Annotated in this window: 14 protein-coding genes; 10 read left to right on the top strand and 4 right to left on the bottom strand. The window is 68.1% G+C overall.

All coding sequences use genetic code 11. The annotated features are described in order from the left end of the window. The first annotated feature begins 64 nt into the window (after positions 1-64). The 3 genes from GKS42_RS19405 to ychF are packed head-to-tail and all read left to right on the top strand — an operon-like array spanning position 65 to position 3655. On the top strand, positions 65-976 hold the full coding sequence (locus tag GKS42_RS19405) for an ABC transporter ATP-binding protein (RefSeq protein WP_154795319.1): 912 nt from the start codon (positions 65-67) through the stop codon (positions 974-976). Further along, positions 958-2547 carry a hypothetical protein gene (locus tag GKS42_RS19400; protein ID WP_154795318.1) on the top strand — a complete coding sequence of 530 codons (1590 nt, stop codon included), beginning with the start codon at positions 958-960 and terminating at the stop codon, positions 2545-2547. The genes GKS42_RS19405 and GKS42_RS19400 overlap by 19 nt, the downstream gene beginning before the upstream one ends. A gap of 22 nt (positions 2548-2569) precedes the next feature. Next, positions 2570-3655 carry a redox-regulated ATPase YchF gene (gene ychF / locus GKS42_RS19395; protein WP_154795317.1) on the top strand — a complete coding sequence of 362 codons (1086 nt, stop codon included), beginning with the start codon at positions 2570-2572 and terminating at the stop codon, positions 3653-3655. Between the two features lie 198 nt (positions 3656-3853). Here the strand turns inward: ychF and GKS42_RS19390 are convergent, their stop codons facing one another. Next, a complete protein-coding gene (locus GKS42_RS19390) occupies positions 3854-4489 on the bottom strand; it encodes a VOC family protein (RefSeq protein WP_168217903.1) in 636 nt (211 codons plus the stop codon). A 251-nt stretch (positions 4490-4740) separates the two neighbouring features. On the opposite strand from GKS42_RS19390, the gene GKS42_RS19385 reads away from it, so the two are divergent. After that, positions 4741-5478 (top strand): DUF6357 family protein, encoded by a 738-nt coding sequence (locus GKS42_RS19385; protein ID WP_154795315.1) that lies wholly within the window; start codon positions 4741-4743, stop codon positions 5476-5478. Positions 5479-5527: 49 nt separating this feature from the next. On the opposite strand, the gene GKS42_RS19380 is transcribed toward GKS42_RS19385, so the two are convergent. Continuing rightward, positions 5528-5728, bottom strand: coding sequence for a hypothetical protein (locus GKS42_RS19380; protein WP_154795314.1), 201 nt, complete (start codon positions 5726-5728; stop codon positions 5528-5530). Between the two features lie 247 nt (positions 5729-5975). Continuing rightward, on the bottom strand, positions 5976-6632 hold the full coding sequence (locus GKS42_RS19375; protein WP_154795313.1) for an ankyrin repeat domain-containing protein: 657 nt from the start codon (positions 6630-6632) through the stop codon (positions 5976-5978). A 182-nt stretch (positions 6633-6814) separates the two neighbouring features. Here GKS42_RS19375 and GKS42_RS19370 point away from each other — a divergent pair, with 182 nt between their 5' ends. From GKS42_RS19370 to GKS42_RS19350, 5 genes are all read left to right on the top strand, one after another. Beyond that, on the top strand, positions 6815-7186 hold the full coding sequence (locus GKS42_RS19370) for a hypothetical protein (RefSeq protein ID WP_154795312.1): 372 nt from the start codon (positions 6815-6817) through the stop codon (positions 7184-7186). Positions 7187-7330: 144 nt separating this feature from the next. Beyond that, complete coding sequence (locus GKS42_RS19365) at positions 7331-7876, top strand: type VII secretion system-associated protein (RefSeq protein WP_168217902.1); 546 nt, start codon at positions 7331-7333, stop codon at positions 7874-7876. 70 nt (positions 7877-7946) lie between these two features. After that, a complete protein-coding gene (locus GKS42_RS19360) occupies positions 7947-9107 on the top strand; it encodes a hypothetical protein (protein WP_154795310.1) in 1161 nt (386 codons plus the stop codon). Positions 9108-9159: 52 nt separating this feature from the next. Then, on the top strand, positions 9160-9705 hold the full coding sequence (locus GKS42_RS19355; RefSeq protein WP_154795309.1) for a GNAT family N-acetyltransferase: 546 nt from the start codon (positions 9160-9162) through the stop codon (positions 9703-9705). After that, positions 9702-10799, top strand: a complete 1098-nt coding sequence (locus GKS42_RS19350; RefSeq protein WP_154795308.1) for a hypothetical protein — start codon at positions 9702-9704, stop codon at positions 10797-10799. Before GKS42_RS19355 ends, GKS42_RS19350 begins: the two co-directional genes overlap by 4 nt. A gap of 31 nt (positions 10800-10830) precedes the next feature. Here GKS42_RS19350 and GKS42_RS19345 read toward each other — a convergent pair whose 3' ends face one another. Beyond that, the gene (locus tag GKS42_RS19345) at positions 10831-11259 is read right to left on the bottom strand and encodes a hypothetical protein (protein WP_154795307.1); all 429 of its coding nucleotides are present in this window, start codon (positions 11257-11259) and stop codon (positions 10831-10833) included. Between the two features lie 145 nt (positions 11260-11404). On the opposite strand from GKS42_RS19345, the gene GKS42_RS19340 reads away from it, so the two are divergent. After that, positions 11405-11872 carry a hypothetical protein gene (locus tag GKS42_RS19340; RefSeq protein WP_154795306.1) on the top strand — a complete coding sequence of 156 codons (468 nt, stop codon included), beginning with the start codon at positions 11405-11407 and terminating at the stop codon, positions 11870-11872. The last annotated feature ends 195 nt before the right edge of the window (positions 11873-12067 follow it).

The raw sequence follows: 12067 nt of genomic DNA, 5'->3' as shown, positions 1-12067 counted from the left end.
ACTGACGCGCTCGCAGGCGAGGGTGCGGTGCGCCGTCGGGCCCCAACCCCATACCGTGGACCGCATGTCAGTCCACCTGCCGCCGTCCGAGGGTCCGGTCCAGCCGAACCCGTTCGCCCCGCCGCAGCCCGGGACACCGCGCCGGGACCCCACCGCGTCGCCGCAGCCCGGTCCGGCACCCACGACGGCCGCGCCACAGGGTCCCCAGCAACCGCCCGACCCGGCCGCCGCCTTCTCGATCCGCGGTCTCTGGAAGCGATTCGGTGACAAGGCCGCCGTCGCCGGTGTCGACCTCGACGTCCCGAGCGGCTCGTTCTACGGGATCGTCGGCCCGAACGGCGCCGGGAAGACGACGATGCTCTCGATGGCCACCGGCTTGCTGCGCCCCGACTTCGGCACCGTCAGCGTGCACGGCGCCGACTTCTGGTCCGACCCGGTCACGGGCAAGAAGGCGCTCGGCGTCCTGCCCGACGGGGTGCGCCTGTTCGACCGGCTCACCGGCGAGCAGCTGATCACCTACGCCGGCCTGCTCCGGGGGATGGACCGGGCCGTGGTCGCCGAGCGCACCGCGGACCTGCTGCGCGCCCTCGACCTCGCGGCGGACGCGAAGACGTTCGTCGTCGACTACTCGGCCGGGATGACCAAGAAGGTCGCGCTGGCGTCGGCGCTGATCCACGCGCCGCGGATCCTCGTGCTCGACGAGCCGTTCGAGGCCGTCGACCCGGTCTCCGCGGCGAACATCCGGGACATCCTCGGCGAGTACGTGCGCAGCGGCGGCACGGTCGTGGTGTCCTCGCACGTGATGGACCTGGTGCAGCGCATGTGCGACCACGTGGCCATCATCGCGGCCGGGCGCATCCTCGCCGCCGGCACCGTCGACGAGGTCCGGGCCGGGCAGAGCCTCGAGGACCGGTTCGTGGCCCTCGTCGGTGGCCGGCAGTCGGCGGAGGGGTTGTCATGGTTGCGCTCTTCGTAAGGCTCCGGCTGACGCTGATGGCGAACAGTTTCAAGCGCAGCGTCTGGCAGCTCATCGGGTTCATCGCCGCGGCCGCCTACGCGGTCTGGATCGTGGGCCTGGCGATCTTCGGCACCGTCACCGGCGTCTCCGCCGACCCGCACATCACCGCGGACGTCGTCACTATCGTCGGGGCCGTGATCGTGCTCGGCTGGTGGGTGATCCCGCTCTTCGCCTTCGGTGTGGATGCCACCCTCGACCCGCAGCGGTTCGTGACCTACGGGGTGCCCCGGCGCACGTTGCTCGCAGGGCTCACCGCGGCCGGCCTGACGTCGGTGCCGGGCTTCTCCATGGTGGTCCTGGTCCTCGGCATGGCGCTGGCCTGGGCGGGCGAACCACTCGCCCTGCTCGCGGCGCTGGTCGGGGGCGCGCTCGCGGTCGCGCTCTGCGTGGTCGGTTCCCGAGCGATCACGACGGCGTTGGGCCCGTTGCTGGAGTCCCGCCGCTACCGGGAGGTGCTGACGATCGCGGCCTTCGTTCCGATCGTGCTGGTCGGCCCCGCGATCGCGTGGGGCGCCGCCCGCCTGGAGGCCTCCGGCGCGGACTTCGACGCGATCCCGGCACTGCTCGATCAGGTCGCGGCGGTCGTCGCGTGGACCCCGCTCGGCGCCCCGTGGGGGCTCGCCGGGGCGGTGCACGACGGCGTATGGCCGCTGGTGCTGGTCAGGTTGCTGATCGCCGGCCTCACCCTTGGCCTGCTGTGGTGGCTCTGGGACGTCTCGTTGGCCAGGTCCCTGGTCACCCCGCCGACGTCAGGCGCCGGCAAGGGCCGGTCGAAGGGGCTCGGCTGGTTCGACCGGATGCCCGCCACGCCCGCGGGTGCCGTCGCCGCCCGGGCGTTGACCTACTGGTTCCGCGACCCCCGCTACGCGGCGTCGATCGCGGTCCTCCCGCTGCTGCCGGTGGTCCTGCTCGTGGCCGCCGGCGGCACCGCGTCGGAGATCCTGCTCATCCTGGCCCCCCTGACCGCCTGGATCCTCGGCTACTCGATCTCCGCCGACATCGCCTACGACAGCAGCGCGTTCGCGCTGCACGTCTCGACCGGCGTGTCAGGGCGAGACGACCGCACGGGCCGGGCACTCGCCGTCGGGCCTCCCGCGGTGGCGGTGGTTGCGATCTTCGCGGCCTTCTCGCTCGGCTTCACCGGCCGGTGGGACCTGGCCCCGGTGGTGCTGGGGGCGAGTCTCGGTGCGCTCGGGGTCTCGCTCGGGGTGTCCAGCGTGACGTCGGCCCGGTTGCTGTACCCGGTGCCCAAGCCGGGCGACAGCCCGTTCAAGCAGCCTCAAGGGGCGGCGATGGCCACGCTCGTGTCCCAGTTGGTCGGGTCGATGGCGACCGTGGTGGTGTCCCTGCCGTTCGTCGCCCTCGCGATCGCGGCGCTGATCACCTCGAGCACGCTGCTCGGCTGGCTCACGTTGCTGGTCGGCGTGGTCGAGGGCGTCGTCATGCTTGTGCTCGGCATCCGGTGGGGTGCTCGGATCTTCGACCGACGTGGGCCCGAGCTGCTGCAGCAGGTCATGTCCTACGCGTGAGCGGCCCGTACACTGCTATTCCGTGGCTCTCACTATTGGCATCGCCGGCCTGCCCAACGTCGGCAAGTCCACCCTGTTCAACGCGCTGACCCGGGCGACCGTGCTCGCGGCGAACTACCCGTTCGCGACGATCGAGCCGAACATCGGGGTGGTTCCCCTCCCGGACGAGCGGCTGAAGGTCCTCGCCGAGATCTTCGGCAGCGAGCGGATCCTGCCGGCGACGGTGTCCTTCGTGGACATCGCGGGCATCGTGAAGGGCGCCAGTGAGGGGGAGGGGCTGGGCAACAAGTTCCTCGCGAACATCCGCGAGGCGGATGCGATCTGCCAGGTGACGCGGGCGTTCGCGGACCCGGACGTGGTCCACGTGGACGGCAAGGTGTCCCCGAAGGACGACATCGAGACCGTCAACACCGAGCTGATCCTGGCCGACCTGCAGACCCTCGAGAAGGCGATCCCGCGTCTCGAGAAGGAGGTCAAGGGCAAGAAGACCGATGCCAAGGTGCTCGAGACCGCGAAGGGTGCGCTCGCCCTGCTCGAGGCGGGCACCACGATCTCCGCCGGCGGCGCAGCTGCGGGCCTCGACCCGGAGATCGTCGCCGACCTCGGCCTGATGACCGCGAAGCCGTTCATCTACGTGTTCAACACCGACGACGACGGACTCGCCGACGAGGCCATGCAGGCCGAGTTGCGCGCGCTCGTGGCACCCGCCGACGCCATCTTCCTGGATGCCAAGTTCGAGGCCGAACTGGTCGAGCTGGAGCCGGACGAGGCCGCCGAGATGCTCGCCGAGAACGGCCAGGACGAAGCCGGCCTGGACCAGCTCGCCCGGGTCGGGTTCGACACCCTCGGCCTGCAGACCTACCTCACCGCCGGCCCCAAGGAGTCCCGGGCCTGGACGATCCACAAGGGCTGGACGGCCCCGCAGGCCGCCGGCGTGATCCACACCGACTTCCAGCGCGGCTTCATCAAGGCCGAGGTGGTCTCGTTCGCGGACCTGGTGGACGCGGGGTCGATGGCCGAGGCCAAGGCGCGGGGCCGGGTGCGGATCGAGGGCAAGGACTACGTGATGGCCGACGGCGACGTGGTGGAGTTCCGCTTCAACGTGTAGCGGGCTTGCGGTGGTGGAGGCTCCGACATCTCCCACTGAGAGGTGAGTCTCCCGGACCTGGCCCGGCTCGAACGGGCGGCCACCCTCTCCATGCGGTGGGCGGGCCACACCCTTACCGGGTAGGTGTGGCTTGGGCAGGCTCAAGCCAACCGTACTGCCCGCTGGACGAGGGATGTGAAACGGGGGCGCGGGAGCCCGTCAGGACGGCTTGGCCGACGGGCTCCCGAAGAGAATGAGATTGCCGTCCGGGTCGCGGACGACGAACTCGTAGGCTCCCCACGGCTTGAGTTGCAGTCGTTCCTGAAAGTCGACGCCCGCAGCCTGGAACTCGAGGAAGAGGTCCTTGGCGTTGGTGGTCGCAACGTATGCGCACAGCAACTGCTCCTGCTCTCGCACACCTGCCACGAAAGGTGACTTGTCGAGGTGGCGCACGTTCAGGCAGGCGTCGCCGCGGCGGACCTCGCCATAGAACGCAGGCTCGCCGTAGATGAAGACGATCTCGAATCCGAGGAGGGTGCGGTAGAAGGTCAATGCTCGTGGGAAGTCGGTGACGAACACCTGCGCGTTCGCTCGCTGAAGCCGGGGTGCGGACGTATCGGTGACGGGCATCGGTGGGTTCTCCTTCAGGTCGGACCACGACGTGAACCCGAGTTCGTGCGCGACGACCTCCTGCGCCTCGTGCAGAGCAAACTCTGCAGCGAGCACCTCGCGATCGGTCAGTCCCGCAAACCGAGGCAATGAGAGGCGCAGGCGTGCGGCCACCGGGTAGACGCCGGCACGGTGCTGGCGTACGAGGTGTTTCGCGCGCTTCCTGAGGTTCTCGAGTTCACCCATGATCGATGAACGAGTGGGCATGGCCCTTTCCGGACTCTCCAGTTGCGCCTCGGCCGCGCTGAGTTCACGCTACCGGCTCGGTGCTCAGGAGACAATGTGTGGAGCACCTGGTGTCCTCGTCTCCCTGAACCGTTGCTCAACGCGGGTCAGCGCCCGACGGCCGTGGCCGGCGGCTGCTCGGCCGGGGCGGGGCGCGCTCGCAGATGGCTCCATATGTCGGAGGTTGGGTTGCGGTTACAATCGGTCGACCCGTGGCCGCAGGAGCAATTCGAGAGGTGCTGATGGCCGAGAGACCGCTTGTATTTCGGGATGCGCAAGGACACAAGCGTTCCTTCGCGATGGGCGATCGTGACCATCTCAAGTTCGCGACGGCGTTCAACACCTTTGTCAAGAAACACCTGAGCGAAGAGAATTCGACATTTCGTCTCGAACGCGTGCTCACCGATGAGGCGCTGATCATCGAGACCGCGCACGGCATCGTCGGACGTGTGCGCGATGGCGAGAGCCCCGAGGTCAGCTACCGCCGATACGAGCGCCGCACCGATGCCACCGACCTGCAGTTGCGCTTCGCCCATAGCGGGTACGCCGCTCTCGACGACCATGGTCCGTGGACGTCCGATCGTGAGAGTCTGCTGCCGGACGACTCGTTCGAGAACCTCGAGCTCGCCTGGGTGCGGGAAATGCGTGAAAGCGAACTGAGGCGCCGCGAGACTGCCGCGATGCCAAAGCTCGACAAGAAGGCCCTGAATCAGTTCTGCAAGACTTGGGCTGACACCGGGCACAACGAGTACCTGGGCGATTCAGACGGGTACTACGTACTCTTCGACAGCCGGACGGCCGCCGAGGCGGGCGCGGCCCGAGGCGAATTGCTGAAGACGGTCGAGGCTCTAGGTCTTCACCTGATCGAGACCCCGGCCAGTGCTCCCTCAGGTGAGGTGTGGGTGCGCTGCGACCCTCGCGTCGACCTCGAGCTCGAAAAGTGGGCGTGACGCGAGGCGGGACTGCGTCGGCGTCGGGACCGTGGTGGGGCAGTGTCCTTCAGAAGATCACGGCCGCCTCGTCAGCGGTGAATACTCCGTTCGAGAACACCCGCACAGCTCGGGTGTCACTGATCGGTATCAGGGTGGTCGTGCCGTCCACGGGCTCCGGGCGACCGACCGTATACAGATGGCCCTCCCCAACGGGGCTGGGAATCCGCACCTCCACCGTCATCGCGTCGGCGGAACCGGCCGCCTGCATGAGCGACTCGCCCGCGTGATCGCGAAACCCGACGATGCTCTCCGGATCGGCGCCCCGCTAGATGCTGTAGGTGTACCTCTCCGCACCGTTCAGGTGCCCCAGCATCAAGCGCAGATGATCAGGAACCGGACGACGTCGATCATCGAGCCACCCGTCTGCCCACGCGGAGTCGTTTCTGCGAACGGCCCGTAGCGTGCCATGTCTCCTCCCTGGCGACGTGACCAGGTTGTCGGACGAGCGGCTCGGATCACACCTGGAGGAACTGGGCGACGGGCTCGGCACGATAGTGGTCGGCCAGGGATCCGCCGAGGTCTCGCTCAGTGCGGTTCGGGTCCGCGCCCTGTGCCACGAGGCTGTCGAAGACACGGGTGAGATCGTCGACGAGTTCCGGGTTCAGAGGCTTCGGGTCCACCCACTCGGGGTCGTTGTGGCGGTACTGCGGCAGAATTTGTCGTGCGTCCAACACGGCTCGTCCGAGTGACGAGTTGCGGTACGAGTCCAGGGCCTGGACGTCGGCCCCGGACTCGAGGAGCAGCTGGAGTGCGGCGTACGCGGCGTCGGCTCGTTCGGTGGTGTTGCGCAGTTGCCACGGCGCCTCCTCGCGCCAGGTCGGTCGCAGCCAGCGAGAACGCATCACGGCTGCCTTGATCGCGTGGTGAAGGACTGGCATCGCCCATGGCTCTCGGTCGCCGTGTTCGATGAAGTTCGGGTCTGCGCCCTGCGCCAGCAGGAGCGCTGCGATCTCGAACTCTCCATGGCGATACGCGACCTGCAGAGGCGACTGCCCGGCGTACTTCTTCGGAGGTGCCGTCGCGACGACGGTGACTACACCAGCATCCTTCGCCAGCCGCCGCCGGACCGAGTCGATATCGCCGGCAATGATGTCCTTGAACACGATCTGCATGCTGATTCCGTTTCTCCTGCGCCCGAAAGTATCGTCCCCGTACGTAGCCGTAGCCTTGCATGGTCAGGGTCTGCCAGACGCGGTGAAGTTCCGCTGCGACGTCCAGGTTCTGCATCAGCCCGTCCGATCCGGACCCGAGGAGAACCATGTCGAATGACGTCACAGTCGATCTCGTCCGATCGTTGATCGAGGCCATGAATGGGCCGTCGTTGGCCAGCGAGCTGCGCGGGCCCGTGGCGGAGGACTGGGACTCGCTGGCGATGATCCTGGAGTTCGGCGACGGCTATCGCAGCGTGCACGGGTACGCCTACTCGCCCGGCGGCGTCATCACAGCCGTGGCCTGCGACTGGTCGAGCATCGAATCGGCGGTTGATGCGTATCTCGGGAACCAGTACAAGGTCGGTGACCCGTTGCCGGTGAAGATCCTCGTGCAGTTCGACCGGACGACAGGCAAGTACCAGGTCACGTTCGAGGACACGGATGAGGCACGGTGGGCAGTGAAGCCGGCGAACTACCGGCAGATCCGCGAAGAGCTGCGTCCGCAATTCGACTGACTCGGTCGTGACCGGGCAGACTTCGACAAGCGCCCGTGATCGTGGGTCATACTGTCGGGTCGTGACAGACCACAGATCTTGCCGTGGCGAACCCGCACCACGCTGGCGCGAAGTGACCGTTCTCGACATGGATGGGACCCGTTCGTGACCACGCCGCCTATCACGGACGCACTTCGAGCCGAGGCCCGGGCGAACCCTGGCGGGTGGGTCTACGCGGTCGATCCCGAGTTCGATGTGGGCGGTAGTGTGCCGCCGCAGGGCATCGTAGGAGCATGGCGTGTGGACGAGAACGGTGAGCTGGGCGAGGAGTTCACCCCCAATCCTCGGCACGTCCCGTCTCCGCTAGCACGTGGGTGGGCTGCGCCGACCACCAAACTTGAGCGCATCCTGCAGTTGGCGCTGGCCGGACATCTGCCGGGCGAGCAGTTGGACCGTGAGTTCGCCTCGGCCGACGTCGTCATCTTCAGTCGTCCCGAGGGTGGGATCTTCCTCGCTCCGGCCGGTGCCGGCGGTCGTCTCGCCTATGCCTTCACCGACGCAGGCAAGGCGACGGCGTCGGGCCACACCGCGCATGGTGTGATCCGCGGCGTCGAGCTGGCCGAGGCACTGCCGGAGGGTGTGCGGATCGCGCTCAACCCTGGATCCGAGGTCTCGGTCACCCTCGATCCGGCCGACATCAGGAGCACATGACCAGAGTCCACGGGCGTCCGCCCATGGACCGACCGGACTTCGGTGTCGGCAGCCGTGAGACAGTGAGAGCGTGGCGAAGCGATCACCAGCGGCCAAGGCGTGGCTGGACGCGCTCCGTCCCGCGAGCCGTCGCCGCGGGATGCGGTTCGTCAGCGGTATCGCGTTCGTTCTCGACGACGTCTACATCGCATCCATCGAGGCGCACCTGGTCCACCCTGACCGGGACCCGGAACGGCTGGTGATCGACTGGGCCGTCGACATCAAGCCACTCGCTGTCGACGAGATCCTCTGGGCCGCATTCCTACCCGATGTGGTGATGGGCCCGCAGAAGCGGATCAACCACCACGTCACCGGTGCCTTCCAGGTCCGGCCGATGCGGATCGCCCGCGGCTCCCGGGAAGTGGGAGTGAGTGGGGCCCCCGACTGGGATCCGGTGCTTGACGAGTTCGACCGGGTCCGCAGCGACTTCATCACGGCGCACCCCGAGGTCGCCGACTTCGCGGCAGCACTGGAGCAGGACGGCACACGTCGTGCAACCGGACAGGAACTGGTGCGCACGATCACCGCCCTGATCGCAGCCGACCGTGCGGCGGAGGCCGCACTCGTCTCCGATGGCGCGACCGCTCGCGGCGAGCGCGGTCCGATGTCTTCGACGGTGGATGTGCTGAAGTACCTGTCCGCGTACGCCAAAGGCCCGGAGGCCTATGCGGCGTTCACCGCGAGCTTGACCCCAACGCACAACCTGCAGGTTCATCACGAGTCGCAGCGCAGCACCTCAACCGATCTGGCACGTGAGCATCACCCCGGGAGGATCGGCCACCACCTGTCGTCCATGGACGGCACCGACCCGTGGGCCGTGGTGTTGACTGCGCGCCCACCGGCCGGGGCGCCGGATGATCACTCGACGTCGCTGTACATGCAGGCTGCCGGGACCGCCGAGGCCATGGTGCTCGAGTTCTGCCGTCCGGGAGGAACCGAGCTCGGGGCAGGGTCGGTGCGTTCGGTCGTCGGCCGCCCGAACACCGGGCAGGATCCGCCCGGTGTCGAGATCAGGCTGCCGCGTACGACGGAGCGGATCGCCCAGCACGAGGTGTTCACCGCGGACGAGGCAGCAGAGCTGTTCGAGTCGTTCTACCGGACCGACTCGATCGCCGACGGCTACCTGCTCCGGCCGGTCGAGGGTTACCTCGCAGACGGCACTCGCGTCGACCTGCGCGACACGACGACCTGAGTGGGGTCGACGGCATGGTCGGCGGTGCTCGCACCTGTGCGACGGTGATGTCATGACGCTCTCGACCCCGACCCTGGAAACCGATCGACTGCGCCTGCGCCCCTTCGCCGACGCCGACGCCGACGACCTCTTCGCGTTGCAGAGCAACGCCCACGTGCTCCGCTACTGGGACTCTCCGCCGTGGACCGACCGGGCCCCGGTGGCGCGCTTCATGGCCGGATGCCGTCGGATGGCGGAAGACGGCAGCGGCGTGCGCGTGGCGATCGAGCGCAGGTCCGACCGGGCGTTCGTCGGCTGGTGCACCTTCAACAGTTGGAACCCCGACTTGCGAAGCGCCTCCCTGGGCTACTGCCTCAATGAGGATGCCTGGGGCCACGGCTATGCGACGGAGGCGGCACGCGTCCTGCTCCAGTGGGCCTTCGACACCCTCGACCTCAACCGAGTCCAGTCCGAGACCGATACCCGCAACGTGGCATCGGCTCGGGTGCTCGAGAAGCTCGGCTTCGTGCGCGAGGGGACGTTGCGCGAGGACTGCATCGTCAACGGTGACGTGTCCGACTCATGGGTGTACAGCCTGCTGAGACGGGATCGGGCATGACCCTCGGGCGTGACGGTGCCGGCGTGCGCGAGCTCGGGATCCGCGCGCTGTCCTACCGCTGGTCGGATGCTGATCGCCTCGAGTTCCGGTCCCCGCCGTACCTGTTGCCGGCCGGTCTGGCCCCCTTGATCGGGCAACTGGATGCCGCGCTGCCCGCAGACCATGAGGTCCTGCGGCAGCGACTGCTCCGGACGGCGGAACGGACGCCCGGGGCGTATGTGCCCTCGTCGGCATACCGAGGGGCGTATGTGCCCTCGTCGGCCGGAGGCGGATCCAGGGTGATGGCGCGCAGCGGGCTGCCGAGGGTGTTGCTGGACCTCCTGTTGCACGGCGTCGTCACTCCGACCGACGGAGAGCGGCTGGTCGCGGCGGCCGAGCGGACGGATCTGCCGGCCATGGACCGCGGGCTCGTGGTCCGCGACCTGCTGCTCCGGCTCGTGGAGGTGAACCTGATGACCGGCGACGTGGCAGCGGCCGAGCAGGTCGCGGCACGCATGTCGCCCGAGTGGGAGTACCTGGGATGGCGTGAGATCGCCTCCTGCCACGCCGCGAACGGCGATTCCGCCGCGTTCTTCCGCAACTGGCGCCGATACGACGCGCGGCAGGACCGCGCGGCGATGCAGCGCCTGAAGACGAGACTCGTCCAGGGCGTTGCTGTCCACGCGGGCTGGCGGGCCGCCGTCGCCGTGTGCGGCGACAAGCGGATCGGCGACGGCTTCCTCCTCCACGCGTTCGAGCCCCCTGCCCACGGGTACGACGACCTCGTGACCTTGTTCAGCCGGGATGCCGCCGGTGTGCTCCCCGAGGTCGACGAGCTGCACTGCCTGGTAGCCGCCGCCGTCGCGGAGTCACGGCCCCGGCCGCTGGCGGACCACCGCGGCGTTGACGACCTGCTCGACCGGATCGGCGCGCTGGACCCGCACGAGAGCCGGCAGGCGATGCGTGCCCGCGACCATCTACTGAGCACGCTGTACTTCGCCATCGGCAGCGAGGACACCCTCGGCCGCCTCCGCAAGCAGATCCGCACGCCCCGCCTGCGCAGCGACGCGAGGCGCCTGTTCACAGGACCGCCGGACAGCGGTACCCACGACTGAGTTCGAGCGGTTGCAGCGATTGCCCGTCGGGTCACGCTGAAGGAGCGCGCCGTTGCCTTGCGAGCCAGGTGTGGTTGACGATCGCATCGGCCACGGCTGTGCGGTACTTCTTGCTGTCCCGGCCGCGGAACAGGTCCCTCTCCGAGAACGGAGACTTCTCCCGGTGCGGGCCACTCTTGTCGATGCGTCCAGCTAGGTCCGAGAGGTAGTCGTGGCCACCGTTCTGGTATGCCATGAGCTCGGATTCGGCGAGGCGGATCAACGCGGAATCGTCGACCATCGAGTTGATGGTGTACCTGGCGTCGAGATAGAAGATGCCCTGCTGCTCGACGAGGAACCAGGCCCCGGGCTCGTGGTCCACGTAGCGCATGGCGTGGCGGTCCTGCGCGATCCGGGTCACGTCGCCCCACTGCTCGACCGGCGGGATCGCTTCGAGTGGTCGTTGCCTCGCGTCGTTCATGACGTGGTAACCGAAGGTCGGGGGGCGAGTCGCGGAACAGCGTGAAGCAGATGATCCGCTTGCAGGTGGTGCACATGAGCTGGCTCTCCACCCGCTCCATGAGTGCCGAGGCGTGAAGTGGCCGCAGGTCGGCGAGCTTGACCCAATGCCCATCCTGGATGAGCAGACCGGCCGCGAGTGCCGCGGCGAGAGATCGGGTGGTGCCGCCCACGTCGACACCGCCGTCCGAGTCGGACCTGCGAACGAGGAGATCGCTGCAGGTGCCGCAGTCGTCGTCCTCAGGACGGCAGGCCAGACCGGGCTGGTCCACGGTGATCGTGATGCTGACCAGGTTTCCGGCATCGTTCCAGCCGCGGTCGTCCCTGAAGTTGAACCGTGCGTAGCCGCCGTCGATCGTGAAGTACGGCGTTCCGAGCCCTGCGAAGTGGCGCGGAACACCCATGGCCTTCTTGAGCGCGCCGAGGGTGGCGTCGTTGTCGACACCGGCGATCCACTCCGACAGGTCGAGCCGGTGCCGACCGACCGGCGCCGATGTGAGGTTCAGGAGCACGGCAACGACCGAGTCGTCGTGAAGGATGATCTCCCCACCGGATGCGAAGCAAAGCCGTCGTGACCAGTACGCAGGCTCGCCGACAGACCGTTCGCTGACCTTGACCGGAGTGCCTCCGAATGCGGCTACCAATCGACGAGTGGCCGGATCGGCTTCGGACAGGCTGAGCGCGTCGAGCACCGCCGGAAACCGGGTAGCCGTTCGCCATCGTTCCACCCGACCAGTATCGGTCCGTCGAGCCATTGCGTTCGACTCGAG

Origin of the sequence: Occultella kanbiaonis, assembly GCF_009708215.1 — a bacterium.
Taxonomy (GTDB): Bacteria; Actinomycetota; Actinomycetes; order Actinomycetales; family Beutenbergiaceae; genus Occultella; species Occultella kanbiaonis.
The sequence above is the reverse complement of the archived record's forward strand: the minus strand, read 5'-3'. Positions and strand labels throughout refer to the sequence as shown.

Excerpts from the sequence above, each read along its gene's own strand:
- GKS42_RS19350 (WP_154795308.1), top strand. The coding sequence starts at position 9,702 with ATGACCCTCGGGCGTGACGGTGCCGGCGTGCGCGAGCTCGGGATCCGC.
- GKS42_RS19345 (WP_154795307.1), bottom strand. The coding sequence starts at position 11,259 with ATGAACGACGCGAGGCAACGACCACTCGAAGCGATCCCGCCGGTCGAG.
- GKS42_RS19380 (WP_154795314.1), bottom strand. The coding sequence starts at position 5,728 with ATGCAGGCGGCCGGTTCCGCCGACGCGATGACGGTGGAGGTGCGGATT.
- GKS42_RS19375 (WP_154795313.1), bottom strand. The coding sequence starts at position 6,632 with ATGCAGATCGTGTTCAAGGACATCATTGCCGGCGATATCGACTCGGTC.
- GKS42_RS19355 (WP_154795309.1), top strand. The coding sequence starts at position 9,160 with ATGACGCTCTCGACCCCGACCCTGGAAACCGATCGACTGCGCCTGCGC.
- GKS42_RS19400 (WP_154795318.1), top strand. The coding sequence starts at position 958 with ATGGTTGCGCTCTTCGTAAGGCTCCGGCTGACGCTGATGGCGAACAGT.
- GKS42_RS19405 (WP_154795319.1), top strand. The coding sequence starts at position 65 with ATGTCAGTCCACCTGCCGCCGTCCGAGGGTCCGGTCCAGCCGAACCCG.
- GKS42_RS19340 (WP_154795306.1), top strand. The coding sequence starts at position 11,405 with ATGCCCATCCTGGATGAGCAGACCGGCCGCGAGTGCCGCGGCGAGAGA.
- GKS42_RS19390 (WP_168217903.1), bottom strand. The coding sequence starts at position 4,489 with ATGGGTGAACTCGAGAACCTCAGGAAGCGCGCGAAACACCTCGTACGC.